Source organism: Streptomyces sp. SAS_272, assembly GCF_052543235.1.
Map to the genome: position 1 here is coordinate 98,447 of NZ_JBMNDR010000007.1, position 24,859 is coordinate 123,305.

The following is a 24,859-nucleotide window of genomic DNA, read 5'->3' on the forward strand; positions in this document are numbered from 1 at the left end:
GCTGGTCCGTAAGGATGAGCAGGGCGGTTCCTCCACCTGCTCCGACGACTTCAGACCACCCACTGGGAGCCCACATGGACCAGGCGTCCGGCAGCCGGCAGGACGACGCGCACAGCGGCCTGCCCGTCTGCTACCGGCACCCCGACCGGGAGACCGGCGTGCGCTGCACCCGCTGCGAGCGTCCGATCTGCCCGGAGTGCATGGTCAGCGCCTCCGTCGGCTTCCAGTGCCCCCACTGCGTCCGGGAGGGGTCCGGCACGGGTCACGCCCCGAGCGCCTCGCAGCCCCGCACGCTCGCGGGCGGCGCGGTGGCCGCCGACCAGCACCTGGTCACGAAGATCCTCATCGGCCTCAACCTGGCGGTGTTCCTGGTCCAGCAGGCCGTCGGCGACAGTTTCACCGACCGGTTCGACCTGATCGGGCGCGCTTTCATGCCGGCCCTCGGGTTCGGCGAGCTCCAAGGCGTGGCCGAAGGCCAGTGGTACCGGATGCTGACCGCGATGTTCCTGCACGGCAGCTACATCCACATCCTGTCCAACATGCTCAGCCTCTGGTGGATCGGCGGCCCGCTCGAAGCGGCCCTGGGCCGGGCCCGCTACCTCGCCCTGTACATGGTGTCGGGGCTCGCCGGCAGCGCGCTGACCTATCTGCTGGCCGCGCCCAACCAGGCCTCGCTCGGCGCTTCCGGCGCCGTCTTCGGGCTCTTCGGCGCGCTCGCGGTGCTGGTGCGGCGCCAGCGGTACGACATGCGCCCGGTGATCGCCCTGCTGGTGATCAACCTGGTCATCACGTTCGGCTGGAGCGGCATCTCCTGGCAGGCGCACGTCGGCGGCCTGGTCGCCGGCCTCGTCGTCGGCGCCGCCATGGTCTACGCGCCGCGCGAGCGTCGCGCCCTCGTCCAGTTCGGGACGTGCGCGTTGATGCTGGGCGTGGTCGTCGTCGTCACCCTCCTGAGGACCGCCCAGCTCACCTGAGCGCGCTGTTGTCCACAGTCTGTGGCGAATCTTGTGCACAAAGTGCGGGTACAGCTGCGCCCCCTGTCGTCGACCCGAGTTTCCGCAGGTCAGGCAGGGGGCGAACAGCCTTTCGAGTGAAAGTGACAGCCGGTAGTTACGTCACACCGGCGTCAACCTCCGAGAGGTTATCCACAGATCGTCGTTCTTTCCCCAAGTGTGGAAACTGCTGTGGATAACTCTGTGGAGAGCCATGGGCAGAGCTGGTCGGGGCCTTGGGGCGCCCCTCACTTCCACTGCGTGGAGACGCCGAAACCGGCCGCGATGAACCCGAAGCCGACCACGATGTTCCAGTTGTTCAGCTGGTCGATGGGCAGCGTGCCGTCGGTGACGTAGAAGACCACGATCCAGGCGAGCCCGATGATGAACATGGCGAGCATCACCGGTGCGACCCAGGCGCGACTGTTCAGCTTGATCGCGGTCGCCTGCTTCGCCGGAGGCGGCGTGTAGTCGGCCTTCTTGCGGATACGTGACTTCGGCACGAGGGTCTCTCCTGTCGATGCGCTGCGTGGCCGCGCAGGTGCTGGGTCGGGCTCGGGGGCTGCGTACTAGGGGGCTGCTGGGCTCCCCCGGGCGTCCGTTAGCGTAGTGCTTCTACGGCGCTGAAGGAGATAAGGGTACGTTGAGCAATTCTGCCGACTCCCCCCGGACGGGATCAACGGGTTCCGCGCCCGATCCCGGACACGATTCTCCATCGAAGTCCCCGGCGGCCCCGGAAGCGGCCGCTCCGCCCACTCCGCCCACGCCGCCCACTCCCTCCCCCGGCCGCAGGGGCGGCTTCGGCGGCTTCCGGCCGGTGCGGCTGCTCACGATGGGCGTCTTCGCCCTCGCAGGCCTTCTCTTCTTCACCAGCTTCACCACCGCCAAGGGCACCAACATCCGCACGGACGCCTCCCTGCTGAAGCTGTCCGACCTCATCCAGGAGCGCAGCCAGAAGAACGGCGAGCTGGACGAGACCAACGGCGCCCTGCGCGACGACGTCGAATCGCTGGCCGAGGCCGACGACGGCAGCACGCAGGCCCAGGACGACAAGCTCGCCGGACTGGAGAAGAGCGCCGGCACGCAGAGACTCAAGGGCCGGGCGGTCACCGTCACGCTCAACGACGCCCCGCCGAACGCCACCGCGAAGCTCCCCGGTTACCCGGAGCCGCAGCCGGACTACCTGGTCATCCACCAGCAGGACCTCCAGGCCGTGGTGAACGCGCTCTGGCAGGGCGGCGCCCAGGGCATCAAGGTCATGGACCAGCGGCTGATCTCCACCAGCGCCGTCCGCTGCGTCGGCAACACCCTGATCCTCCAGGGCCGCGTCTACTCCCCGCCGTACAAGATCCAGGCGGTGGGGGACCCGGAGAAGATGCAGCAGGCGCTCGCCGAATCCCCGGCGATCCAGAACTACATGGTCTATGTGAACGTCTACGGCCTCGGCTGGAAAGTCACCGAGGACGGGACGGTGACTCTGCCGGGCTACTCGGGCACAGTGGATCTGCACTACGCCAAGCCTGTGAAGTAGCGGAGCAGCGGCCCCGGGGGGCGCCTGTGTCGGTGCGGGTGATCGTCAGGACGTTCAGCGAGCTGTGCGTCACCGTGGGCGCCCTCATCGTCCTCTTCGTGGTCTATGTGCTGTTCTGGACCGGAGTGCGGGCCGACCGGGCCATGGACGACCAGATCGACGCCCTGCACGAGCAGTGGGACCGGCAGTCCGCGGGGCCCGCCCCGAGCGCGAGCCCCACCGGCGCCGCCCCGCAGCCGTCCTACCGCGGCGGCCGGCCCTTCGCGGTGATGTACATCCCGCGTCTTGGTTTCACGTGGAACAAGCCGGTGCTCGAGGGCACGTCGACCGGGACCCTCGAGAAAGGGCTGGGCCACTACGCGGGGACGGCCCGGCTCGGACAGACCGGGAACTTCTCCGTCGCCGGCCACCGCCGTACCTACGGTGACCCGTTCAAGGACTTTCCCGAGCTCAGACGGGGTGACGCCGTGGTGCTCACGGACGGGACGACCTGGTTCACGTATCGGATCGACAAAGGGCCCTACAAAACAGTGCCCTCGGACGTCGAGGTGATCGACGCTGTGCCACGTAAGTCGGGGTACACGCGTCCGGGCCGGTATCTGACGTTGACCACGTGCGATCCCGAATGGGGCCACAGTCACCGGCTGATCGTCTGGGCGCACCTGGACTCCACACAGCCCGTGGAGGCAGGCGAACCGAAGGCTCTGCGCCGTTAGTCTGGTGGTGTACGGCGTGAGTCAGGTGCCGTGGTGCGACGGAAGGGACGGCATGTACGGCTGGATCTGGCGGCATCTGCCGGGAAACGCGTGGCTGAAGGCGCTGATCTCGATCGTGCTGGTGATGGCCGTGGTGTACGCGCTCTTCCAGTACGTCTTTCCGTGGGCCGAACCGCTGCTTCCCTTCAACGATGTGACGGTGGACAACCAGTGAGCGCGCGCATTCTCGTCGTCGACAACTACGACAGCTTCGTCTTCAACCTGGTCCAGTACCTGTACCAGCTGGGCGCCGAGTGCGAGGTCCTGCGCAACGACGAGGTCTCCACGGCCCACGCCCAGGACGGCTTCGACGGCGTCCTGCTGTCCCCCGGGCCCGGCACGCCCGAGGAGGCGGGCGTCTGCGTCGAGATGGTCCGCCACTGTGCGGACACCGGCGTCCCCGTCTTCGGCGTCTGCCTGGGCATGCAGTCGATGCAGGTGGCGTACGGCGGGGTCGTGGACCGCGCCCCGGAGCTGCTGCACGGCAAGACCTCGCCGGTGGAGCACGAGGGCAGGGGTGTCTTCGCCGGTCTGCCGTCGCCGTTCACCGCGACCCGCTACCACTCGCTCGCCGCCGAGCCGCGAACTGTGCCCGCCGAGCTCGAGGTCACCGCCCGCACCCACGACGGCATCATCATGGGTCTGCGTCACCGGGAACTGCCCGTCGAGGGCGTGCAGTTCCATCCGGAGTCGGTGCTGACCGAGCACGGGCACCGGATGCTCGCCAACTGGCTGGTGGAGTGCGGCGACGAGGGCGCGGTGGCGAGGTCGGCGGGGCTCGCCCCGGTGGTGGGCAGGGCCACGGCGTGACCGCGTTGCGGCCCGAGCGCGAGGACTCGTACGGCGCCGCGTCGTACGAGTCCTTCGGCGGTGATCCGTACGGCGGCGACCCCTACGCGGAGCAGGCATACCGGCCGCCCGCCGACGAGGAGACGGTGGCGCTGCGGATACCCCCGTCGGCCGCGTTCGGCCGCGGGCCCGTACCCGCCCCTGGGGCCCCGGCCGGCACTCCGGCCCCCGGAACCCCTGCGGGCGGCCGAGCGGCCCGCAGGAAGGCCGCCAAGGGGCGCCGTGGGCGTCATGGCGCGCCGGGTGAGGCGTCCGAGTCGTACAACGGGGCGGACGCGCCCTCGCAGAGCGAGCGGCCCTCGCAGGACGGGCGGCCGCTGTCGCGCGTCGAGGCGCGCCGCAGGGAACGGGCGCGCAAGCCGAGCCCAGCGGTGGTCGCCAGCCGGGCCATCGGCGAGGTGTTCATCACCACGGGCGTGCTGATGCTGCTGTTCGTGACCTACCAGTTGTGGTGGACGAACGTGCGGGCCCACGCGCAGGCGGACCGGGAGGCGAGCAGCCTCCAGGACGACTGGGCCAGCGGCAAGCGTGCTCCCGGCGCGTTCTCGCCGGGGCAGGGCTTCGCCATCCTGCACATCCCCAAGCTGGACGTGGTGGTGCCGATCGCCGAGGGCGTCAGCAACAAGAAGGTCCTCGACAAGGGCATGGTCGGGCACTACGGCGAGGCTCCGCTGGCGACGGCGATGCCTGAAGCCAAGACCGGGAACTTCGGGCTCGCGGGCCACCGCAACACGCACGGCGAGCCGTTCCGGTACATCAACAGGCTGCAGGCGGGCGACGCCATCGTCGTCGAGACGCAGAACGAGTACTTCGTCTACAAGATGACGTCGACGCTGCCGGTGACCGCGCCGAGCAACACGAGCGTCCTGAATCCGGTGCCGCCGGGCTCCGGACTCACCGGGCCCGGCCGGTACATCACCCTCACCACCTGCACGCCGGAGTTCACCAGCAAGTACCGCTTGATCGTCTGGGGCAAGATGGTCGAGGAACGGCCGCGCAGCAAGGGCAAGCCGGATGCGCTCGTCGAATAGGCGTGCGGTCCTGTAGGCGTGCGGTCCGTAGGTGTGCAGCGAGTAGGGGCAGATGAACGTGGCAGCGACCACCGGCGACACCGAGCATGGCGACACCGAGCACGAACAGCACACGCGCGTGGACGCGTCCGGGCCGGCGCCGCGGCGCAGAGGCGGACGCGTCGCCCTGGCCGTCAGTGTCTTCGGGGAGCTCCTCATCACGGTCGGCCTGGTGCTCGGCCTGTTCGTCGTCTACTCCCTGTGGTGGACCAACGTCGTCGCCGACCGGCACGCGGACCGGCAGGGCGACCGGGTGCGCGACACCTGGGCACAGGAGTCCACCGGACCGGGGGCGCTGGACACCAAGGACGGCATCGGCTTCCTGCACGTTCCCGCGATGAGGAACGGGGAGGTGCTGGTGGCGAAGGGCACCTCGTCGAAGATCCTCAACGAAGGCGTCGCCGGCTACTACACGGACCCGAGCAAGGCGACGCTGCCGATGACGGGCAGGAAGGGCAACTTCACCCTCGCCGCCCACCGCGACGGCCACGGCGCGAAGTTCCACAACATCGACAAGCTGGAGAAGGGCGACCCGATCGTCTTCGAGACGAAGGACAAGTGGTACGTCTACAAGGTGTACGACATCCTCGACGAAACCTCGAAGTACGACGTGCAGGTCCTCGCCCAGGTCCCGAAGGAGTCGGGGAAGACCAAGGCGGGCCACTACATCACCCTGACGACCTGCACGCCGGTGTACACGTCCCGGTACCGGTACGTGGTGTGGGGGGAGCTGGTACGGGTCGAGAACGTCGACGCGGACCGCACCCCGCCGAAGGAATTGGGCTGACAGTCCTCCTCGACGGCGATCCGCCGCCCGGCACGACGAAGGCCCGAAGCCGCGCGTGCTCCGCGCGGCTTCGGGCCCTTTCACGTGTGCGGCGGCTTCGGGCAGCAGCAGCCGCTGTCCGTCACCCCCAGTCGACGCAGGAGTTCAGCTTGGTGTCGCCTTCGAAGCGGGCCACCTCGGCCCCGATGTCGAAGATGCCGGAGCTGTCCGTTGCCGTGGTGGCGGCGTACTGGTGGTCTCCCTTGCCGCCCGCGGCCTTGTGCCACGGCCAGTAGTGGATCGTCCCGTCGTGCTGCTTGGACAGGAAACGGATCCGCGCGTGGTGGCCGTCCGCCAGTGTGTCCGTGATGTGCCATTCCAGCTTGAGCGTGCTCGTCGCACCCTTGAAGCTGGGGACGTAGGCGAAGCCGTCCGCGCCCGTCGTGGTGCAGCCCGGGCTGAAGGCGTTCGCCTGGGCGGGGCTCGTGGCCAGGGTTGTCACGAGCAGGGCAGTCGCGGCCACCCCGAGCATTTGGGCTGTCCTCTTCAACAATCTTCCCCCTTGCGGCATGTGTGAACTCGCCGTGCAGGCCCGTGAGTCGTGGTCATGGCCTCACATGCGGCGCGCTCTTTACATGAACATGCTAGTGCTTTGCGATCACCGGCGCACGGAAAAAGGTGCCGGCCCCGCTCGCGCGGGGACCGGCACCTTGTCGCCTGCAGTGACCGTCAGTCCTCCGTGCGGGCCGAGGTTCCGGTGACGCCGCCGAAGAAGCCGCCGCCGCCGTTGTTGTCGCCGTTGTTGTTGCCGTTCTTGAAGGCGACCAGGTTGACCGTCTGCCCCTTGTTGACCGTGCTGCCGGGGGCCGGGTCGGAGTTGATGACCTGGGCGTCGTCGTCCTGTGAACCGGCGATGTTGCCGACGTTCAGGCCCGCGTCCCGCAGCGCCTTCTTGGCGTCCTTCAGGGACATGCCCTGGAGGTTGCCCGGCACCTGCGTCTGGGTGCTCTTGCCGATCTGGATCTGGATCTTGGAACCCTTGTCGGCCTGGGAGCCGATCGACGGCACGGTCTGGATGACCTTGCCGACCTGGTTCTGGTCCTGGGTGTCGACCTCGACGCAGTCGCCCTTGAGGCCGTTCTGGTCCATCTGGGCCTTGGCCTCGTCACAGCTCTTGTTGGAGACGTCCGGGACGGTGGACTTCTCCTCGGCCTTGGCGATGGTGAGGGTGATGGTGGCGCCCTTCTCCACCTGCGTGCCCAGCCTGGGGTCCTGGCCCGTGACGGTGCCCGCCTCCTCGGTGGACACCTCTTCCTTCGTCTCGACGTTGAACTGGTACTGGTCGCTCTCCAGGATCTTCTTCGCCTCGTCCACGCTCTTGCCGAGGACGGTCGGGACGACCACCTTCGGCGCGCCGGTGGAGACGACGAGCTTGACGGTGTCGCCCTTGTTGACGTTCTTGCCGACCGCCGGGTCCTGCGTGCAGATGCTGCCCTTGGGCTGGTTCTCGCAGGCGGCTTCGGTGTTCTCCACCTTCAGTTCCACGTTGTCGGCCATCGTCTTGGCGCTGGCCAGGGGTTGGCCGACGAAGTTCGGGACCGGGAACGGCTTGTCCGAGGCGCCGTCGCTGACCACCCACTTGCCGATCAGGACCGCGCCCACCAGTACCAGCACGGCGGCCACGACGAGCAGGATCGTCGAGGTGTTCGACTTCTTCTGGCGGCGCCGGTCCGGCCGGTCGTCGTAGCCGTAGCCGCCGTCGTCCGGGTTCATGGGCGGCAGCATCGACGTGGCGCCGGCGTCCGCCGAGCGCATCGCCGTCGTCGCGTGGTCGTCGCCGTACCCGCCGTAGCCGACCGAGCCCATGGCCGCCGTGGCGGCGACCGGCTGGCCGTCGAGGCAGGCCTCGATGTCCAGGCGCATCTCGTCGGCGGACTGGTAGCGGTAGTTCGGGTCCTTGACCAGCGCCCGCAGGACGATCGCGTCCATCTCGGGGGTGATCTCGGGGTCGAAGACGCTCGGCGGCTGCGGCTCCTCCCGGACGTGCTGGTAGGCCACCGCGACCGGGGAGTCCCCGACGAACGGCGGCCGCACCGTCAGCAGCTCGTAGAGCAGACAGCCGGTGGAGTACAGGTCGGAGCGGGCGTCGACCTGCTCGCCCTTGGCCTGCTCCGGCGAGAGGTACTGCGCCGTGCCGATGACCGCCGACGTCTGCGTCATCGTCATGCCCGAGTCGCCCATGGCGCGGGCGATGCCGAAGTCCATGACCTTGACCTGGCCGTTGCGCGTCAGCATGACGTTCGCGGGCTTGATGTCACGGTGGACGATGCCGGCTCTGTGCGAGTACTCCAGGGCCTGGAGGATGCCGATGGTCATCTCCAGCGTCCGCTCCGGCAGCAGCTTGCGGCCGGAGTGCAGCAGCTCGCGGAGCGTGGAGCCGTCGACGTACTCCATGACGATGTACGGGATGGACACTTCGCCGATGTAGTCCTCGCCCGTGTCGTACACCGCCACGATCGCGGGGTGGTTGAGCGAGGCGGCAGACTGGGCCTCCCGGCGGAACCGGGCCTGGAAGGAAGGGTCGCGCGCGAGGTCCGCGCGCAGCGTCTTCACCGCCACGGTGCGGCCGAGGCGGGTGTCATGCGCGAGGTAGACCTCGGCCATGCCACCACGGCCGAGCACGTGGCCCAGCTCGTACCGGCCGCCGAGGCGACGCGGCTCTTCCATAGCTACCTACCAGCCCTCTCCGTCGGTCCCGCCCGGCACACATGTGCGGACGGAGGCTGCCGTCCGGGCATACCGTACCCGGACGGAGCTGTGTGACCTGGCCAAGCCCGTCACCCGATACGAGACCGGTATCGCAACGTGCACCGATGTGTAGGCGACGTGATGGGGGTCACTTCTTGTTGCCGATGACTGCCTTCATCACGTCCCTCGCGATCGGGCCGGCGAGACCGCCGCCGGTGATGTCGCCGCGGTTGGCCGCGCCGTCCTCGACGACGACGGCGACCGCGACCGGCGCACTGCCGTCGGACAGCTTGGCGTACGAGATGAACCAGGCGTACGGCTTCTCACTGTTGTTGAGGCCGTGCTGGGCGGTGCCGGTCTTGCCGCCGACCTTGACGCCGTCGATCTTGGCCTTGCCGCCGGTGCCCTGCGGGTTCTCGACGACGGTCTCCATCATCTGCTGCAGGGCCTGCGCGGTCTTCGCCGAGACGGCCTGGGACAGCTGCTGGGGCTCCGTGGTCTCCAGCGGGTCCAGCTTCGCCCAGATCTGGTCCACCATGTACGGCTTCATCAGCTTGCCGTCGTTGGCGACCGCCGAGGCGACCATGGCCATCTGCAGCGGGGTGGCCCGGTTGGAGCCCTGGCCGATGCCGTCCAGCGCGTTCTGCGGGGGATTGTCCTTGGGGTAGATCGACTCGGCGGCGCGCACCGGGGTGTCCAGTTCGGCCTCGTTGAAGCCGAACTTGGTCGCCTGCTCGATCATCTTCTCGTTGCCGACGTTGTCGGCCATCTTCGCGAAGACGGTGTTGCAGGACACCATGAGCGCGTACCGCAGGTTCGCGTTCTTGCACTCGCCGTGCTCGTTGGTGAGCTTGTTCGAGGACTGCGGCAGCGGGAACGGGTCCGGGGTGTCGGTCTTGTCGTCGATGCCCGCGACCTCGCCGTTCTCCAGCGCCGCGGCGGCCGTGACCACCTTGAACGTGGAACCGGGCGGGTAGGTCTCACGCAGCGCGCGGTTGAGCATCGGGTCGTCGCGGTTGTTCTTCTTCTGGACCTTGCTCCACTCCTCGGCGTCCTTGTCCGAGGACCCGGCGAACTTCGAGGGGTCGTACGACGGGGTGGAGACCAGCGCCAGGATCTTGCCCGTGGACGGCTCGATCGCGGCGACCGCGCCCTTCTTGTCGCCCAGGCCCTCGTAGGCGGCCTTCTGTGCGGCCGCGTTGAGGGTGGTGACGACGCTGCCGCCCTCCTTCTCCTTGCCCGTGAACATGTCCAGGGTGTTGCGGAAGAACAGCCGGTCGTCGTTGCCGCTGAGGATGCCGTCCTCCAGCTTCTCCAGCTGGTTGGCGCCGAAGGCCTGCGAGGAGTAGCCGGTGACCGGCGCCCACATCGGGCCGTTGGTCCAGGTGCGCTTGTACTTGAAGTCGCCGTTCTTGTTCTCCACCGAGCCCGTGATGGCCTTGCCGCCGACGATGATGTCGCCGCGCGGGGTGGCGTACCGCGTGATGTTGACGCGGCGGTTCTCGTCGTCGTCCGCCAGGCTGCTCGCCTTCAGGTACTGGAGATAGTTGTCGCGGAGGAGCAGGGCGAGGACCAGGAAGCCGCAGAAGATCGCGATCCGGCGCAGGGGCTTGTTCATGACGGGCGAACCACCTGGGTCATCTCGGCGTCGGGGCTGGAGGCGGGGGCGGGGGCCGGTCGGCGTGCGGTGTCGCTGATGCGCACCAGGATGCCGATCAGCGCCCAGTTGGCGATGACGGAGGAACCGCCGTACGCGACGAACGGCAGCGTCATACCGGTCAGCGGGATGAGACCCATGACACCGCCGGCCACGACGAAGACCTGGAGGGCGAAGGCACCGGAAAGGCCGATGGCGAGCAGTTTGCCGAACGGGTCGCGAGCGGCGAGGGCGGTACGCACTCCGCGCTCCACGATCAGACCGTAGAGCAGCAGGATCGCCATGACTCCGGCCAGGCCCAGCTCCTCGCCGAAGGTGGCGAGGATGAAGTCGGAGTTGGCGGCGAAGCCGATGAGGTCGGAGTTGCCCTGGCCGAGGCCCGTGCCAAGGGTGCCGCCGGAGCCGAAGGCCCACAGGGCCTGCATCGCCTGCTCGGAGTGGATGATGCCGTCCTTGGTGCCGGCGCGGCTGAGCAGGTACTCGTGCATCGGGTCCAGCCAGGCCTGCACACGCGTTTGGATGTGCGGCTCGAAGCTCGCCACACCCACGGCGCCGACCGCCGACATCAGCAGACCGAAGACGATCCAGCTGGTCCGCTCGGTGGCGACGTACAGCATGATGATGAACATTCCGAAGAACAGCAGCGAGGTACCGAGGTCGGTCTCGAAGACGAGGATGAGAATCGAGATCATCCAGACGACGATGATCGGACCGAGGTCACGGCCGCGCGGCAGGTACAGGCCCATGAAGCGCCGGCTGGCAAGTGCGAGGGCGTCTCTCTTGACCATGAGATAGCCGGCGAAGAACACCGCGAGGGCGATTTTCGCGAACTCGCCGGGCTGGACCGTGCCGAGTCCGGGGATGCTGATCCAGATCTTGGCACCGTAGATGTCCGCGCCGAGACCCGGTACGAGCGGCAGGACCAGCAGGAGCAGCGCGCCGGCCATGGAGATGTAGGTGTAGCGCTGCAGGACGCGGTGGTCCTTGAGGAAGACCAGCACGACCACCAGGAGGGCGACGCCCATCGCGGAGTACAGCAGCTGGCGCGGTGCGGCCTCGACGAAAGCCTTGCTCTGCTGCAGCCGCTTCGACTGGTCCAGACGCCAGATGACGACCAGACCGATGCCGTTCAGCAGCGTCGCCAGCGGCAGGAGCAGCGGGTCGGCGTACGGCGCGAACTTGCGGACCACGAGATGCGCGACGCCGGCCAGCAGACCGAGCCCGAGCCCGTAGCTCAGCAGCCCGGACGGCACCTGCTCGTTGATCGCCAGGCCCACGTTGGCATAGGCGAACACCGGGATGACCACGGCGAACACCAGCAGCGCGAGCTCGGTGTTGCGCCGGCTCGGTGTGCCGATCGAGCCGATCGTGGACGTGTGGTGCGTCGGCGAGTTGGTAGTACTGCTCATCGTGTGACGGGGCCTCTCACGGCTTGCCTACTGCTCACCGCACCGCGAGACGACCTTCTGCTCCTCCTCCGAAAGGCTCGGGCCGGGGGTGGGAGTGGGGGTCGCGGGTACGGACGGGGACGCGGTTGCCGAGGGGCTCGGCGATGCCTTGGACGTGAGGGAGACGGACGTGGTTCCCGTGGTGGCGCCGCCCTGCCCCTCAGCGGTCTTCGAACCGGTCTTCGAGCCGGTCTTGGAACCGGTCTTCGACGAGGTCTGCGAACCGGTGGCGCCCGCGGCGGTGCCACCCGCCTGCTTCCTGCACGCGGAAGCCTGGACGGCCAGCTCGTCGATCTTCTTCTGGGCGTTCGGCAGACTGCCCTCGGCGATCGTCGCCTCGACCAGCTTCTGCTGGTACTGCGGGAGGTACTTGAGTTCGATCTCGGGGTGTTCCTTCTCCACCTTCGACAACGACACCCACGCCAGGTCCTGGCTGATGCCCCGGTACAGGGCGACGTGCTCGCCGCTGGTGCCGACGTAGTACTGCGTCTGCGTCCAGCGGTAGCCGCCGTACAGGCCGCCGCCGATGACGGCGAGCGCGAGCACCCCGTAGAAGGATCTCTTCAGCCACCGGCGGCCCTTGCGCGGCTTGACGAAGTCGTCGTCGGTGTAGTCGGCGAAGCCGTCGGTGGGGATGAAGCCCGTGATGTCGCCGCCGGAGCCGGGCGGACCGAACTGGCCGCCCCCGCCGTGGCCCTGCTGCCTGCGGCCGAGCCCCGAGGCGCGGCCTGCCGGGGTCTGCATGATGCCGTTGTCGTGCAGCTGGAGCTGGTTCTCGGCGACCGCGCCGACCACGACCGGGGTGTCGGACAGCTGCCCGGCGAGCGTGTCCCCGGTGTCCAGGTCGAGGACGTCGGCGACGATCACCGTGATGTTGTCGGGGCCCCCGCCGCGCAGCGCGAGCTGGATCAGCTCCTGCACGGTCTCCTGCGGACCCTGGTAGCTGGCGAGAGTGTCCTCGAGCGTCTGGTGCGACACCACGCCGGACAGGCCGTCGGAGCAGATCAGATAGCGGTCGCCGGCCCGCACCTCGCGGATCGACAGGTCCGGCTCCACGTGCTCACCGCTGCCCAGCGCCCGCATCAGCAGCGACCGCTGGGGGTGGGTGGTGGCCTCTTCCTCGGTGATGCGGCCCTCGTCGACCAGACGCTGCACCCAGGTGTGGTCCTGCGTGATCTGCGTCAGCACGCCGTCCCGCAGCAGATACGCGCGCGAGTCGCCGACGTGGACGAGACCGAGACGCTGCCCGGTCCACAGCAGCGCGGTGAGCGTGGTGCCCATGCCCTCGAGCTGGGGGTCCTCCTCGACCAGCGAGCGCAGCTGGTCGTTGGCCCGCTGGACGGCCGTGCCGAGCGAGGTCAGGACGTCGGAACCGGGCACGTCGTCGTCGAGGGCGACGATGGTGGAGATGGCCTCCGAGGAGGCGACCTCACCGGCGGCGGCGCCGCCCATGCCGTCGGCGATGGCGAGCAGGCGCGGACCGGCGTAACCGGAGTCCTCGTTGCCCTCCCGGATCATGCCCTTGTGCGATCCGGCGGCGAAACGCAGTGACAGACTCATGCGCACCTCGCCCGTCGGCTCCGGGTACAGCCGGTCGTGTCGAGCCACACTGCCCACCCTCCGGTCGGGAGCACACCGGGGCCCTGAGTGCCGGCCGCCGCCGTGTGCTCGCTCCGCTCGCGCTCACTCATGATGCAGCACTACTTCCGAAGCTCGATGACGGTCTTGCCGATACGGATCGGCGCGCCCAGCGGGATCGGTGTGGGAGTCGTCAGCCGCGATCGGTCGAGGTACGTGCCGTTGGTGGAGCCCAGGTCCTCGACGATCCACTGGCCGTCGCGGTCCGGATAGATCCTGGCATGGCGGCTGGAGGCGTAGTCGTCGTCCAGCACGATGGTGCTGTCGTGCGCCCGGCCCAGCGTGATGGTCTGGCCCTGGAGCGCGACGGTCGTGCCGGTGAGGATGCCCTCGGACACGACCAGCTTCGTCGGTGCGTTGCGGCGCGTGCGGCCCGCGGCGGCGGGCTGCTGGCGCTGCTGAGGCGGCGCCTGCTGGCGCTGGGCCTGCTGTTGCGCCCGCCCGGCTTCCCGGCGCGAACCGCGCTGGGTGACACGCGTACCGAACAGGTCGCTGCGGATGACCTGCACGGCCACGATCACGAACAGCCACAGTACGGCCAGGAAACCCAGCCGCATGACCGTGAGGGTCAGCTCTGACATTGCCCCCGCTTCACCCTTCGGCTTGCCGGTAAATGATGGTGGTGCTGCCCACGACGATCCGCGAGCCGTCGCGGAGCGTAGCGCGGGTGGTGTGCTGCCCGTCCACCACGATGCCGTTGGTGGAGCCGAGATCCTGGATCGTCGAGGGCGAACCGGTCCGGATCTCGCAGTGCCGACGGGAGACGCCGGGGTCGTCGATCCGCACGTCGGCCTCGGTGCTGCGACCCAGCACGAGCGTCGCGCGGGAGATCTGGTGGCGTGCGCCGTTGATCTCGATCCAGTGGCGGGTGCGTGACCCGGGCTGCGGAGCCCCGGCCAGGCCGCCGCCTGCCGCGCCGGGACGCTGTGCGCCCGCGGCGGGCGGGTAGCCGTAGCCCCCGGGACGGGCGCCAGGGGCGCCGGGCGGCGGTGCGGACGGCATCGGCGGAGCGGAAGCCGCGCCGGCGCCGGGATAGGCGGCGCCGCCCGGTCCGGCCGGGCGCTGCCGGCCGTCGGCGGCCGGGTGGTCCGGCGTCTGGCTGCTGGACGAGGCGAGCGTACGGCTGCGCACCCGGTACAGACCCGTGTCGAGGTCGTCCGCCTTCTCCAGGTTGACCTTGATCGGCCCCATGAAGGTGTAGCGCTGCTGCTTGGCGTAGTCGCGCACCATGCCGGCCAGCTCGTCGCCGAGCTGGCCGGAGTAGGGGCTGAGGCGCTCGTAGTCCGGCGTGCTCAGCTCCACGATGAAGTCGTTGGGGACGACGGTGCGGTCGCGGTTCCAGATCGTGGCGTTGTTGTCGCACTCGCGCTGGAGCGCACCCGCGATCTCGACGGGCTGGACCTCGGACTTGAAGACCTTGGCGAAGGTGCCGTTGACCAGACCCTCGAGACGCTGCTCGAACTTCTTCAGAACTCCCATGGGGCACCTCCTCCGTCGTGGCTGCTGTCCCGTGCCGTGCTGCTTGCCTGGTGCTGCTTACCTGTACTGCTTACTGATCGTATCCACGCGCCGGTGAATCGGCTGGTTCCCCCTGTCGGCCCCGTCGACCGGTGTCGACGGCCCGCTCGCGCACCTGCTGCACACGCTTGCGTCTGCCCAGGATCGTAGAGGCGGCCCGGGACCAGTGTCCCGCACCTGGCTGTGCTCCTCGTCCGGCTCCTGGGGAGACGGCCGCCATAGGTACGAGGTTGATACGTGAACCAGTCCTTGCGGAGACGTACGGGGACGCACGGGGTCGTCCGACGGCCTCCCACCTGCTCCCTGCCCGCCCGGAAGGGATGTGAACGCACCCTGGCGCGCGTGCTAATGTTCTGCATGTCGGAAGGCGACAGGCCGAAAAGCCCACAAACCCGAAGACACACCCAATGCGCGGGTGGCGGAATAGGCAGACGCGCTGGATTCAGGTTCCAGTGCCCGCAAGGGCGTGGGGGTTCAACTCCCCCCTCGCGCACCAGTCGAAAGCCCCGCAGGTCTCAGACCTGCGGGGCTTTCGCGTTTCTCCGGTCGGATGGGTTCCGGTCTCCGGTCGGATGGGTTCCGGCCAGGTGGCTCTCACGGTCGGGCCGCAGGCTGCGGAGCGAGTCAGTGATCGCTCACCGTGTGTGATGAACGTCTCAGGGGTCGACGGGCGGGGAGTGGGGCGGCAGCCCCACGGTCCCCTCGGGTGCCGGCCCCGCGGGTCCCCTCGGGGTGCCGGCCCCGCGGGTCCCCTCAGTTTTCCTCGGATCACCTCAGATCCCCCTCGGCCCGTTGATGATCCCCCGTAGGGCGGGAAGGTCTCCTCGCGGGCGCGGGCGCGGGGGTGTCTAAGGGCGGAGAGTGTTTCACGTGAAACATGCCGGTTGTCGCCGGGTGCCCTCGGTGTCCGTCGCGAGGCGGTTGTCCACAATCCTGAAGTTGTCCACAAGGTCTGACGGCTTTCAGCCAGCGGCTGTACGGTCTGCACAAGTTGATGTTCAGCTCGCCGTGCTCGTCACAGAGCCGCTGAGCGTACGTGTGCGGGGGAGGCGGTCGTGATGACCGGGACCGGTGGTGCAGAGACCGGAACGAGCGGTTCGACCGGGGCGGGCGAAACGGTCGGAGTGCGCAGGATTCCCCGGGTGCGCGGGTTCGCCGAGCGTCCTGGTGACTCGTCGTCCGACCCACGGCCCGGCGTGGGGGAAAGCCCCAAGGAGACCGGCCGGGCCCTGCGCAGCAGGGTGTCGCGGTCGGCGCATGCCGAGCTCGACCTGGACGCCGCCAGGCCGGACGCGGTGGCCGCGGTCGAGGAGTCCAACCGAGGCCGCATTCCCGAGCTGACGCCCATACGGGTCGGCCGGATGGCGGCCACGCCGTTCGCGTTCCTGCGAGGCTCCGCGGGACTCATGGCGTACGACCTGGCCCGCACCCCGATGACCGGCATCCGCGCCCAGATCTGCGGTGACGCCCACGCCGCCAACTTCGGCCTGTACGGCGACGCGCGAGGCGGACTCGTCATCGACCTGAACGACTTCGACGAGACCGTCGACGGCCCCTGGGAGTGGGACCTCAAGCGTCTCGCCGCCTCCCTCGTGCTGGCGGGCCGCGAGGCCGGCGCGGACGAGGACACCTGCCGCCGGGCGGCCCACGGCGCGGCCGGTTCCTACCGCCGCACCATGCGGCTGCTGGCCAAGCTGCCCGTGCTGGACGCCTGGAACGCCATCGCCGACGAAGAGCTCGTCTCCCACGCCGACGCCCACGATCTGCTGGGCACCCTGGAACGAGTGTCGGAGAAGGCGCGGGCCAACACCAGCGGGCGGTTCGCGGCCAAGTCGACCGAGGCGACGGAGGACGGCGGCCGGCGCTTCGTCGACGCGGCACCGGTGCTGCGCCGCGTCCCGGACGCCGAGGCCGCGGCGGTGGCCGCGTCCCTGGAGCACTACCTGGCCACCCTGACCGAGGACCGTCATCCTCTCCTCGCCCGCCACGCGATCCACGACGTGGCCTTCCGCATCGTGGGCACAGGCAGCGTGGGAACGAGGTCCTACGTGGTGCTGCTGCTCGATCATCGCGGCGAGCCCCTGGTCCTTCAGGTGAAGGAGGCCCGCGCCTCGGCGCTCGTCCCGCACTTGCGGACCGCCGGCTTCGAGACGCCGGAGGCGGACCACGAGGGCCGCCGGGTGGTGATCGGCCAGAAGCGTATGCAGGTCGTCAGCGATGTCCTGCTGGGCTGGACGACCGTCGACGAACGCCCCTTCCAGGTACGGCAGTTCCGCAACCGCAAAGGGAGCGTGGACCCGGCAGCCCTCGCCGCCGACCAGATCGACGACTACGGCCGGATGACCGGCGCGCTGCTGGCCCGCGCCCACTCGCACAGCGCCGACCCGCGCGTCGTCGCCGGCTACTGCGGCAAGAACGAGGAGCTCGACGAGGCGATCGCCGCGTTCGCCGTCGCCTACGCCGACCGCACCGAGGCGGACCACACGGACCTCGTCGCGGCGGTACGGGCGGGACGCATCCCGGCCGAGACGGGAGTGTGAGACGACACGGTCCGGTGGGGGTGGAGTGAGCAGGGTGTGGAGTGAGCGGAGTGGGGGTGGAGCGCGTCGGTGTGGGGCAGGTCCTGGTGAAGGTGTCCCGGGGTTGCTTCGGGGGCTTCCAGGGCGCCTCGTGAAGCACCCCCAGGGACTCCCAGGAGGGGCTCCGAGAGACTCCCAGGGACGCGCCGAGTGAGGGCCGAGTGAGGAGGGTGCAGTGAAGTACGTCGAGCTGGACGGGCAGGTCGGGGACGTCACCGGCGTCATAGACCCCGGGCCCTACCTGGAGCGGCTTCCCGTCCTTGCGGAGCGGCTGCCACCCGGCGCCCGCGCGTTCGCCACCGACCCGGACCACTACGCCTTCACGGGCAAGCGGTGTGTGAAGGACCTCAAGCCCGGCGTGGCCCGACGGCGAGGCGACGACGGCATCGAGATCCACTTCGCGCACAACTGCTGGAAGCACGACGAGGATCTGGTGGTCCGCTACACCGGCGTCTCCCGGTTCCAGGCCGACGTCCTGGACGTCTGCGCCCTCGACGACCTCGGCGACGTGATCCTCGACGAGATACTCCCCCACCCCGACGGCTGCACCCACGAAATCGCCTGCCGCCCAGGGACCCTGGTCGTGGTCTGCCGGGACCTGCAAGCGGAGTGGGTGACGGTGGACTGCCCGGAGGGACGGGAGCGGGGGTAGGGGGACGGGGGAGGAGGGGAGGGGGGAGGGGGAGGGAGGGGGGGAGGGACCCCCCCGGAAGCAAACGGCGGGTCTTCCCGTGGTCGGTGTGCGCCGACGGTTCGTGGGGCTTGGCCTAGGCTGGTCGGGTGACGACCCCCGAAGCTGAGCAGCCCCGGCCCGAGGCGCGGCTGGAGCAGGCCGTGAGGGCCGCCGAGCAGGCGTTGATCGAGTTCGAGATCGCGGTGGAGACCTTCCGCGTCGAGGTCGAGAACTTCTCGCGGCTCCACCACCAGAAACTCGGTCCGATGTACGCCCGGCTCGACGAGTTGGACGCGCAGATCGCCGAGGCCCGTGCCGCCCGTACCGGCGATCCCGAGGATCTGCGCAAGGCCGCGGAGGCGCGTGCCCGGGTGCTTCCGATGCCGGGGGTCGAGGAGCTGTTCCACGGCTGGATGGACGGGGAGGGGCTGTTCCCGGAGGCCGAGGCGATGCTGACGGACCGGTCGGTCACGCCCCCGGAGCGGGTGCGGCCCAGCGAGGAGGCCCGCAAGCTGTACCGCGAGCTGGCTCGCAAGGCGCACCCGGATCTGGCGCAGGAGGATGCGGAGCGGGCCCGGCGTGAGGAGTTCATCACCCGCGTGAACGCGGCGTACGCCCGTGGCGACGAGATGCTGTTGCGTGAGCTGGCGGAGGAGTGGGCGGCCGGCCCGGCGCCCGCGGAGCGCAGCCCGAGTCCCAGCGAGGAGCTCTACGAGCGTCTCGAGTGGCTGGCCCGGCGCAAGGAGATGCTGACGCTGGTGGCCAGGGAGCTGGAGGACAGCGCGATCGGCTCGATGCTGCGGATGGCCCCGGACGACCCGGACACCCTTCTGGACGAGATCGCCGAGAAGCTGCTCGCCGATGTCGCCGCACGTGAGGACGAGCTGGCCGAGCTGGTCGGTTAGATCCCGTTGCGGGTAGCGTCGGGGCATGAGTTTCGGAGCTGGTGTGCCCACGGTCGAGGTCGGGGACCTCAAGGACGATGACTTCCTGGTGGACGTCCGGGAGGTCGACGAGTGGCAGGCGGGTCACGCTGAGGGGGCGTTGCACATTCCCATCAGCGAGTTCGTGGCCCGTTACGGCGAGCTGACCGAAGCCGCCCCGCAGGATGGGCGGGTGCACGTCATCTGTCGTTCCGGCGGTCGTTCGGCGCAGGTGACCATGTATCTCGTGCAGCAGGGCATCGACGCGGTGAACGTGGACGGCGGCATGCAGGTGTGGGCGGCTGTGGGGCGTCCGGTGGTCACGGACGAGGGCAAGCAGGGCTTCGTCCTGTAGCCGGCTGGTAGCTGGTAGCTGGTCGGAGCTCTCGTCGTGCCGTGCGTACTTTCTCTCTGGCCCGGCGGTCGGGTCGCGTCGTGCGGTCAGGCGAGGGGGTGGGCGGCCAGGAGGTCGCCCAGGGCCTCCTCGTGGGCCGCGGCTGGGCCGAGGGAGAGTTCCAGGTGTTTGGCCCAGGCGTGGTAGCGGTGCAGGGGGTAGTCGACGTCGGCGCCGAAGCCCCCGTGCAGGTGCTGGGCGGTCTGCACGATCCGGCGTACGCCCTCCGAGGCCCAGATCTTGGCGAGGGCGACGTCTCCGGAGGCGGGGAGCGCGCCGGCTGTTCCCGAGGCGATCCGCCAGGCGGCCTGCCACAGGGTGACCTCCATCGCGCGGAGGTCGATGTAGCGGTCGGCGGTCTGGACGGCGACCGCTTGGAAGCTGGCGATCGGGTGTCCGAACTGCTCGCGCTTGCCGGCGTAGTCGCTGGTCATGGCCAGGACGCGGTCGCCGAGGCCGAGGGCCAGCGCGCAGGTGCCGGTGGCCAGCAGCGCTCGCAGCCAGTCCCAGGCGCCGTCGGCGGTGATGACGTCGCGGGCCGGGATCCGCGCGGACTCCAGCCGTAGTTCTGCGAGCCGCTCGCCGGTGGTGGAGATCTGTGGGGCGAGTTCGACGCCTTCCTGTCCGCGGGCGACCACGGCGAGGACGCTGCGGTCGTCGGCGGTGTGTGCCGGTACGAGGATGTGGTCGGCCTCGTAGGCCCAGGGCACGGCCGTCTGCACCCCGTCCAGCACCCAGGTTCCGTCGCTGCCGGCGTCGTTCGCGGGCGCGCCGCTCGGGTCGTCCCGCCGGGCGGTGACCGCGAGTTCGGCGGCGTCGTGGCCGGTGCGGCCGCTCGCGGCGACGGTCAGCACGATCTCGCCCCGGCCGGCGCCGGCGAGCAGGGCGGACCTCAACTCCGGTCTGCCGTAGGCCTGTACGGTCGCGGCGGCCGCGCTGGTCTCCAGCAGGGGTACCCGGGCGAGCACCTTGCCCGCCTCGCGGAGCACCAGGCACAGGGCGACCGCGTCCAGGCCCGCCCCGCCGGACGTCTCGTCGAGCAGCAGGCTCAGCAGGTCGGCCGCGGCGAGCTTGGTCCACAGGTCGCGGTCGAGGTCGTCGGCGACGGCGGCGCCCTGGGTGAGCGCGGGGCTCGGCACGCCGTCGGGCGCCACTCCGGCAAAGACTCCGCGGGCCGCCTCGGCCGCGGCCTGCTGCTCCTCGGTGAAGGTGAAGTCCACAGCCGGTCCTCCCGACGGTCGGCCGATCTGACAGGGCTGGCAGATCTGACGGAGCGTCAAGATAGAACAGGTTCTAGGAGAAGGGAACAGCAGTCGGGGTCCGAGAGGTCTGACGGCTCAGCGGTCGAAGTCCACCTCCACCGCCTCGGTCACCGGGTGGGACTGGCACGCCAGCACATAGCCGGCCTCCGTCTCCTCGGGCTCCAGTGCGAAGTTGCGGTCCATGCGCACCTCGCCGCCGACGAGGAAGGCCCGGCAGGTCCCGCACACTCCGCCCTTGCACGCGTAGGGCGCGTCGGGGCGGTTGCGCAGCACGGTCTCCAGGACCGACTCCCCGTCCCGCACCGGCCAGCTGCCGCCCCGGCCGTCGAGCCGGGCGGTCACCGTGGCGTGGGCGGGCGCGGTCCGGGGAGCCGTGGGCGCCGCGCCGTCCACGTGGAAGATCTCCTCGTGGATCCGGGTGCGGCCGACCCCGAGCTCTCTCAGTGCCCGTTCGGCGCCCTGCACCAGTCCGTGCGGGCCGCACAGGAACCATCCGGCCACGTCCGTGACCGGCAGCAGGGCCGGCAGCAGGGCGGTCAGCCGGTCCTGGTCCAGTCGTCCGGAGGGCAGACCTGCCTGCTGTTCCTCGCGGGAGAGCACGGTGACGAGGTGCAGCCGCTCCGGGTACCGGTCCTTCAGGTCGGCGACCTCCTCCAGGAACATCGTCGACGCGGCCGTGCGGTCGCTGCGGATGAGACAGAACCGGGCGCGGGGCTCGCGGGCCAGCAGGGTGGAGACGATCGACAGGACCGGTGTGATGCCGCTGCCGCCGACGACCGCGGCGTAGAGGCCGGGGGCCGGGGCGAGGGTGAACCGCCCGGCCGGCGTCATCACCTCGAGTTCGTCCCCGATGTCGATCTCTTTCAGTGCGTAGGTGGAGAACGCCCCTCCCTCGACCAGCCGCACGCCCACGCGGAGTGTGCTCGGCCCCTCGCCGGAGGCGTCGGGCGCGGGCGAGCAGATCGAGTACGTCCGCCGGATCTCGGCTCCCTCGGCCAGGCGTCGCAGTGCGAGGTGCTGGCCGGGCGCGTGCCGGTACTCCTCGCGCAGCTCCTCCGGGACGGAGAGTGTGAGGGCGACGGAGTCGTCGGTCAGCCGGTCCACCGCGGCCACGGGGAGCCGGTGGAAGCGCGCCATCACAACTCCTTGAAGTGGTCGAAGGGTTCGCGGCAGGACAGGCAGCGGCGCAGCGCCTTGCACGCGGTGGAGGAGAACCGGCTGAGCAGTTCGGTGTCGGCGGAGCCGCAGTGGGGGCACTGGACGGGGTCCGGTTCGGAGGCTTCGGCGGCGCGGAGGGCTCGGGTCGGCCCGAGTGCCAGCGGTACGGGTCCCGGCCCGCGCACGGTGCGGGGCGGTGCGATGCCGAACTCCCGTAGCTTGCGACGTCCTTCGGCGGTGATGTCGTCGGTCGACCAGGCAGGCGTGAGGACGGTGCGCACCGTCACTTCGCGCATGCCGTGCTCGTGCAGCGTGCGCTCGATGTCCGAGGACATGGCCTCGACGGCCGGGCAGCCGGTGTACGTGGGGGTCAGTTCGACCTCGACGGTGTCCGTGCCGTGCAGGTGGACGGCACGGACGACGCCCAGCTCCTGGAGGGTGAGCACCGGGAGCTCGGGGTCGGGGACCGAGCCGGCGATCTCGAGGAGTTCCGCCTCCAGCGCGGTGGTCGTCGTCACCACGACGCCCCCGGGTGGCTGCGGTGCAGGTGCTGCATCTCGGCGAGCATCGGCCCGAAGGGCTCGGTGTGCAGGCCCTCGCGGCCGGCCCCGGCGCTCCAGGCGCCGGTGCGCGGGCCCTCCGGGACCGTCAGGCCGGCCCGCCCCAGTACCTCCCGCACCGACTCCAGCCAGGCCGACTCGAGGTCTGCCCGGTCGAGCTCGAGGCCGTTCACGGGGTGGAACATCTCTCCGGTGAACCGCCACAGCGCCGTGCACGCACGCTGCATCCGTTCGTGGCTGACGTCGGTGCCGTCGCCGAGGCGCAGGGTCCACTGTTCGGCGTGGTCGCGGTGGTAGGCGACCTCCTTGACGGCTTTCGCCGCGAGCCCGGTGAACGGGCCGGTTCCGGCTGCCAGTTGTGCGTACAGCAGGTGCTGGTAGGTGGAGAAGTACAGCTGGCGGGCGATGGTGTGCGCGAAGTCGCCGTTGGGCTGTTCGACCAACTGGACGTTGCGGAAGGCGCGTTCCTCGCGCAGGTACGCAAGTTCGTCCTCGTCGCCGGCCATCGACAGCAGGATCCTGGCCTGTCCGAGCAGGTCGAGCGCGATGTTGGCGAGGGCGACCTCCTCCTCCAGCACGGGTGCGTGGCCCATCCACTCCCCCAGGCGGTGGGAGAGCACCAGGGCGTCGTCCCCGAGGGCGAGGGCGGCGGTCCGCGTGCCGTCGGCAGCGGTGTCGGCAGCGGCGTTGTGGGCATGGGTGTCGCTGTGGGCGTGCGTGGTCGTGGTCGCTGACGTGGTCACAGGTGCTTCACCCCCTCCGGGATCTCGTAGAACGTCGGGTGCCGGTACGGCTTGTCGGCGGCCGGTTCGAAGAACGGGTCCTTCTCGTCGGGCGAGGACGCGGTGATCGCCGCGGACGGCACGACCCAGATCGAGACGCCTTCCCCGCGCCGGGTGTACAGGTCGCGTGCGTTGCGCAGGGCGAACTCGGCGTCCGGCGCGTGCAGGCTGCCGGCGTGGGTGTGGGAGAGGCCGCGCCGGGAGCGCACGAAGACCTCCCACAGGGGCCAGTCGGTGTGGGTCATGCCTGCTCCGCTTCCGTCGTAAGGGGAAGGCGTTTGGCCGCGTGGGCCGCGGCCGCCTCCCGTACCCATGCGCCTTCGTCATGGGCGCGCCTGCGTTGGGTGATGCGCTGCTCGTTGCAGGGGCCGTTGCCCTTGAGGACTTCCTTGAACTCGGTCCAGTCGATGGGGCCGAAGTCGTAGTGCCCGCGCTCCTCGTTCCACTTCAGGTCCGGGTCCGGGAGGGTGAGACCGAGCGACTCGGCCTGGGGGACGCAGATGTCGACGAAGCGTCGGCGCAGTTCGTCGTTGGAGTGACGCTTGATCTTCCAGGCCATCGACTGCGCGGAGTGCGCGGACTCGTCGTCGGGCGGGCCGAACATCATGAGCGACGGCCACCACCAGCGGTCGACGGCGTCCTGCGCCATCGCGTGCTGTGCCTCGGTGCCCTGGCTGAGGGCGAGCAGCAGTTCGTACCCCTGGCGCTGGTGGAACGACTCCTCCTTGCACACGCGGACCATCGCGCGCGCGTACGGGCCGTAGGAGCAGCGGCACAGGGGGACCTGGTTGGTGATCGCCGCGCCGTCCACCAGCCAGCCGATGGCGCCGACGTCCGCCCAGGTCAGCGTGGGGTAGTTGAAGATCGAGGAGTACTTCTGGCGACCGGTGTGCAGTTTGTCGAGGAGGTCGTCGCGGCTGGCGCCGAGGGTTTCGGCGGCGCTGTAGAGGTAGAGCCCGTGGCCCGCTTCGTCCTGGACCTTGGCCATGAGGATGGCCTTGCGGCGCAGGGAGGGGGCGCGGGTGATCCAGTTGGCCTCCGGCTGCATGCCGATGATCTCGGAGTGGGCGTGCTGGGCGATCTGGCGTACCAGCGTCGCCCGGTAGGCGTCGGGCATCCAGTCGCGCGGCTCGATGCGTTCGTCCGCGGCCACGGTGGCGTCGAAGAGGCGTTCGTACGCCTCGTGAGCCGCCTCGTCGGCCGGCCCGCCGTCGTGCCGCGGAGCGTCTTCCTCCGTGCGGGCCGTGTGGTGGGCGGCTGCTGTCGCCATGCGGTCCCCCTTGACCTCGGGCCTCGGCTCCGTGCCTTGGCCTCGGCTCTGCCCGAGCCTTCTCCCGACCGATCGTTCGGTCCGTGCGATTCCATGGTGGGACGGCCGTCGTATGGTGTCAACCGCTGTGGATAACCTGCGGGAGTTCTCCGCGGACGATCCACCCCGCCCCCGGCCGGGGCCCGGGCATCGCGGGGGAGGGCTGGGCCGGACGGGTGAGGCTGAGTACCGTTCGCGATTGCGCGACGCAGCGCGCGAAGAGGACCGGTATCGGGGAACGGGGCGG

General features: G+C 69.8%; 25 protein-coding genes and 1 tRNA gene. 12 read left to right on the top strand and 14 right to left on the bottom strand.

The features are described from left to right. Positions 1-74 precede the first annotated feature (74 nt). Complete coding sequence (locus tag ACN6LD_RS07565) at positions 75-974, top strand: rhomboid family intramembrane serine protease (RefSeq protein ID WP_445042743.1); 900 nt, start codon at positions 75-77, stop codon at positions 972-974. Positions 975-1,240: 266 nt separating this feature from the next. On the opposite strand, the gene crgA is transcribed toward ACN6LD_RS07565, so the two are convergent. Next, complete coding sequence (gene crgA / locus ACN6LD_RS07570) at positions 1,241-1,495, bottom strand: cell division protein CrgA (protein ID WP_057576664.1); 255 nt, start codon at positions 1,493-1,495, stop codon at positions 1,241-1,243. A gap of 140 nt (positions 1,496-1,635) precedes the next feature. Here crgA and ACN6LD_RS07575 point away from each other — a divergent pair, with 140 nt between their 5' ends. The 6 genes from ACN6LD_RS07575 to ACN6LD_RS07600 are packed head-to-tail and all read left to right on the top strand — an operon-like array spanning position 1,636 to position 5,984. Further along, positions 1,636-2,523 carry a DUF881 domain-containing protein gene (locus tag ACN6LD_RS07575; RefSeq protein ID WP_445042744.1) on the top strand — a complete coding sequence of 296 codons (888 nt, stop codon included), beginning with the start codon at positions 1,636-1,638 and terminating at the stop codon, positions 2,521-2,523. A 32-nt stretch (positions 2,524-2,555) separates the two neighbouring features. After that, positions 2,556-3,239, top strand: a complete 684-nt coding sequence (locus ACN6LD_RS07580; protein ID WP_319193545.1) for a class E sortase — start codon at positions 2,556-2,558, stop codon at positions 3,237-3,239. A gap of 16 nt (positions 3,240-3,255) precedes the next feature. Continuing rightward, positions 3,256-3,453: a hypothetical protein gene (locus ACN6LD_RS07585; RefSeq protein WP_319193537.1), complete on the top strand. Its 198-nt coding sequence runs from the start codon at positions 3,256-3,258 to the stop codon at positions 3,451-3,453. Further along, a complete protein-coding gene (locus ACN6LD_RS07590; RefSeq protein WP_319193536.1) occupies positions 3,450-4,088 on the top strand; it encodes an aminodeoxychorismate/anthranilate synthase component II in 639 nt (212 codons plus the stop codon). Before ACN6LD_RS07585 ends, ACN6LD_RS07590 begins: the two co-directional genes overlap by 4 nt. Continuing rightward, positions 4,085-5,158 (top strand): class E sortase, encoded by a 1,074-nt coding sequence (locus ACN6LD_RS07595; RefSeq protein WP_445042745.1) that lies wholly within the window; start codon positions 4,085-4,087, stop codon positions 5,156-5,158. The genes ACN6LD_RS07590 and ACN6LD_RS07595 overlap by 4 nt, the downstream gene beginning before the upstream one ends. A 52-nt stretch (positions 5,159-5,210) precedes the next feature. Beyond that, the gene (locus ACN6LD_RS07600) at positions 5,211-5,984 is read left to right on the top strand and encodes a class E sortase (protein ID WP_445042746.1); all 774 of its coding nucleotides are present in this window, start codon (positions 5,211-5,213) and stop codon (positions 5,982-5,984) included. Positions 5,985-6,105: 121 nt separating this feature from the next. On the opposite strand, the gene ACN6LD_RS07605 is transcribed toward ACN6LD_RS07600, so the two are convergent. From ACN6LD_RS07605 to ACN6LD_RS07635, 7 genes are all read right to left on the bottom strand, one after another. Beyond that, a complete protein-coding gene (locus tag ACN6LD_RS07605; RefSeq protein ID WP_057576671.1) occupies positions 6,106-6,495 on the bottom strand; it encodes a hypothetical protein in 390 nt (129 codons plus the stop codon). 197 nt (positions 6,496-6,692) lie between these two features. Further along, positions 6,693-8,690, bottom strand: a complete 1,998-nt coding sequence (gene pknB / locus ACN6LD_RS07610) for a Stk1 family PASTA domain-containing Ser/Thr kinase (RefSeq protein WP_319193533.1) — start codon at positions 8,688-8,690, stop codon at positions 6,693-6,695. A gap of 169 nt (positions 8,691-8,859) precedes the next feature. Continuing rightward, positions 8,860-10,329, bottom strand: coding sequence for a peptidoglycan D,D-transpeptidase FtsI family protein (locus tag ACN6LD_RS07615; RefSeq protein WP_445042747.1), 1,470 nt, complete (start codon positions 10,327-10,329; stop codon positions 8,860-8,862). Further along, positions 10,326-11,777, bottom strand: a complete 1,452-nt coding sequence (locus ACN6LD_RS07620) for an FtsW/RodA/SpoVE family cell cycle protein (protein WP_319193531.1) — start codon at positions 11,775-11,777, stop codon at positions 10,326-10,328. Before ACN6LD_RS07620 ends, ACN6LD_RS07615 begins: the two co-directional genes overlap by 4 nt. A gap of 27 nt (positions 11,778-11,804) precedes the next feature. Beyond that, the gene (locus tag ACN6LD_RS07625) at positions 11,805-13,376 is read right to left on the bottom strand and encodes a Stp1/IreP family PP2C-type Ser/Thr phosphatase (RefSeq protein ID WP_319193544.1); all 1,572 of its coding nucleotides are present in this window, start codon (positions 13,374-13,376) and stop codon (positions 11,805-11,807) included. Between the two features lie 140 nt (positions 13,377-13,516). Then, the gene (locus ACN6LD_RS07630; RefSeq protein ID WP_057576678.1) at positions 13,517-14,035 is read right to left on the bottom strand and encodes an FHA domain-containing protein FhaB/FipA; all 519 of its coding nucleotides are present in this window, start codon (positions 14,033-14,035) and stop codon (positions 13,517-13,519) included. A gap of 10 nt (positions 14,036-14,045) precedes the next feature. Then, on the bottom strand, positions 14,046-14,933 hold the full coding sequence (locus ACN6LD_RS07635) for an FhaA domain-containing protein (protein WP_445042748.1): 888 nt from the start codon (positions 14,931-14,933) through the stop codon (positions 14,046-14,048). A gap of 448 nt (positions 14,934-15,381) precedes the next feature. On the opposite strand from ACN6LD_RS07635, the gene ACN6LD_RS07640 reads away from it, so the two are divergent. From ACN6LD_RS07640 to ACN6LD_RS07660, 5 genes are all read left to right on the top strand, one after another. Further along, positions 15,382-15,468, top strand: a tRNA-Leu gene (locus ACN6LD_RS07640). A gap of 562 nt (positions 15,469-16,030) precedes the next feature. Beyond that, positions 16,031-17,512 carry a DUF2252 domain-containing protein gene (locus tag ACN6LD_RS07645; protein ID WP_445042749.1) on the top strand — a complete coding sequence of 494 codons (1,482 nt, stop codon included), beginning with the start codon at positions 16,031-16,033 and terminating at the stop codon, positions 17,510-17,512. Positions 17,513-17,726: 214 nt separating this feature from the next. Then, positions 17,727-18,203, top strand: a complete 477-nt coding sequence (locus ACN6LD_RS07650) for a hypothetical protein (protein ID WP_319193529.1) — start codon at positions 17,727-17,729, stop codon at positions 18,201-18,203. Between the two features lie 128 nt (positions 18,204-18,331). Next, complete coding sequence (locus ACN6LD_RS07655) at positions 18,332-19,129, top strand: J domain-containing protein (protein ID WP_319186767.1); 798 nt, start codon at positions 18,332-18,334, stop codon at positions 19,127-19,129. Positions 19,130-19,172: 43 nt separating this feature from the next. Further along, positions 19,173-19,502, top strand: coding sequence for a rhodanese-like domain-containing protein (locus ACN6LD_RS07660; RefSeq protein WP_057578074.1), 330 nt, complete (start codon positions 19,173-19,175; stop codon positions 19,500-19,502). Between the two features lie 86 nt (positions 19,503-19,588). On the opposite strand, the gene ACN6LD_RS07665 is transcribed toward ACN6LD_RS07660, so the two are convergent. From ACN6LD_RS07665 to paaA, 6 genes are all read right to left on the bottom strand, one after another. Beyond that, positions 19,589-20,761 (bottom strand): acyl-CoA dehydrogenase family protein, encoded by a 1,173-nt coding sequence (locus tag ACN6LD_RS07665; RefSeq protein WP_445042750.1) that lies wholly within the window; start codon positions 20,759-20,761, stop codon positions 19,589-19,591. 117 nt (positions 20,762-20,878) lie between these two features. Continuing rightward, positions 20,879-21,940, bottom strand: a complete 1,062-nt coding sequence (locus ACN6LD_RS07670; RefSeq protein WP_319186765.1) for a 2Fe-2S iron-sulfur cluster-binding protein — start codon at positions 21,938-21,940, stop codon at positions 20,879-20,881. Beyond that, positions 21,940-22,479 carry a 1,2-phenylacetyl-CoA epoxidase subunit PaaD gene (gene paaD / locus ACN6LD_RS07675; protein ID WP_445042751.1) on the bottom strand — a complete coding sequence of 180 codons (540 nt, stop codon included), beginning with the start codon at positions 22,477-22,479 and terminating at the stop codon, positions 21,940-21,942. The genes ACN6LD_RS07670 and paaD overlap by 1 nt, the downstream gene beginning before the upstream one ends. Further along, a complete protein-coding gene (gene paaC, locus ACN6LD_RS07680; RefSeq protein ID WP_445042752.1) occupies positions 22,476-23,264 on the bottom strand; it encodes a 1,2-phenylacetyl-CoA epoxidase subunit PaaC in 789 nt (262 codons plus the stop codon). The genes paaD and paaC overlap by 4 nt, the downstream gene beginning before the upstream one ends. Beyond that, the gene (paaB, locus tag ACN6LD_RS07685) at positions 23,261-23,548 is read right to left on the bottom strand and encodes a 1,2-phenylacetyl-CoA epoxidase subunit PaaB (protein WP_319186762.1); all 288 of its coding nucleotides are present in this window, start codon (positions 23,546-23,548) and stop codon (positions 23,261-23,263) included. The genes paaC and paaB overlap by 4 nt, the downstream gene beginning before the upstream one ends. Then, positions 23,545-24,573, bottom strand: coding sequence for a 1,2-phenylacetyl-CoA epoxidase subunit PaaA (paaA, locus tag ACN6LD_RS07690; RefSeq protein ID WP_445042753.1), 1,029 nt, complete (start codon positions 24,571-24,573; stop codon positions 23,545-23,547). The genes paaB and paaA overlap by 4 nt, the downstream gene beginning before the upstream one ends. Between the last annotated feature and the right edge of the window lie 286 nt (positions 24,574-24,859).

What these genes read in the sequence shown, in the direction of transcription:
- ACN6LD_RS07630 (WP_057576678.1), bottom strand. Translation starts at nt 14,035, where the DNA reads ATGTCAGAGCTGACCCTCACGGTCATGCGGCTGGGTTTCCTGGCCGTA.
- ACN6LD_RS07620 (WP_319193531.1), bottom strand. Translation starts at nt 11,777, where the DNA reads ATGAGCAGTACTACCAACTCGCCGACGCACCACACGTCCACGATCGGC.
- ACN6LD_RS07670 (WP_319186765.1), bottom strand. Translation starts at nt 21,940, where the DNA reads ATGGCGCGCTTCCACCGGCTCCCCGTGGCCGCGGTGGACCGGCTGACC.
- ACN6LD_RS07625 (WP_319193544.1), bottom strand. Translation starts at nt 13,376, where the DNA reads ATGAGTCTGTCACTGCGTTTCGCCGCCGGATCGCACAAGGGCATGATC.
- ACN6LD_RS07615 (WP_445042747.1), bottom strand. Translation starts at nt 10,329, where the DNA reads ATGAACAAGCCCCTGCGCCGGATCGCGATCTTCTGCGGCTTCCTGGTC.
- ACN6LD_RS07645 (WP_445042749.1), top strand. Translation starts at nt 16,031, where the DNA reads ATGACCGGGACCGGTGGTGCAGAGACCGGAACGAGCGGTTCGACCGGG.
- paaB (WP_319186762.1), bottom strand. Translation starts at nt 23,548, where the DNA reads ATGACCCACACCGACTGGCCCCTGTGGGAGGTCTTCGTGCGCTCCCGG.
- pknB (WP_319193533.1), bottom strand. Translation starts at nt 8,690, where the DNA reads ATGGAAGAGCCGCGTCGCCTCGGCGGCCGGTACGAGCTGGGCCACGTG.
- ACN6LD_RS07565 (WP_445042743.1), top strand. Translation starts at nt 75, where the DNA reads ATGGACCAGGCGTCCGGCAGCCGGCAGGACGACGCGCACAGCGGCCTG.
- ACN6LD_RS07635 (WP_445042748.1), bottom strand. Translation starts at nt 14,933, where the DNA reads ATGGGAGTTCTGAAGAAGTTCGAGCAGCGTCTCGAGGGTCTGGTCAAC.
- ACN6LD_RS07605 (WP_057576671.1), bottom strand. Translation starts at nt 6,495, where the DNA reads ATGCTCGGGGTGGCCGCGACTGCCCTGCTCGTGACAACCCTGGCCACG.
- ACN6LD_RS07600 (WP_445042746.1), top strand. Translation starts at nt 5,211, where the DNA reads ATGAACGTGGCAGCGACCACCGGCGACACCGAGCATGGCGACACCGAG.
- paaA (WP_445042753.1), bottom strand. Translation starts at nt 24,573, where the DNA reads ATGGCGACAGCAGCCGCCCACCACACGGCCCGCACGGAGGAAGACGCT.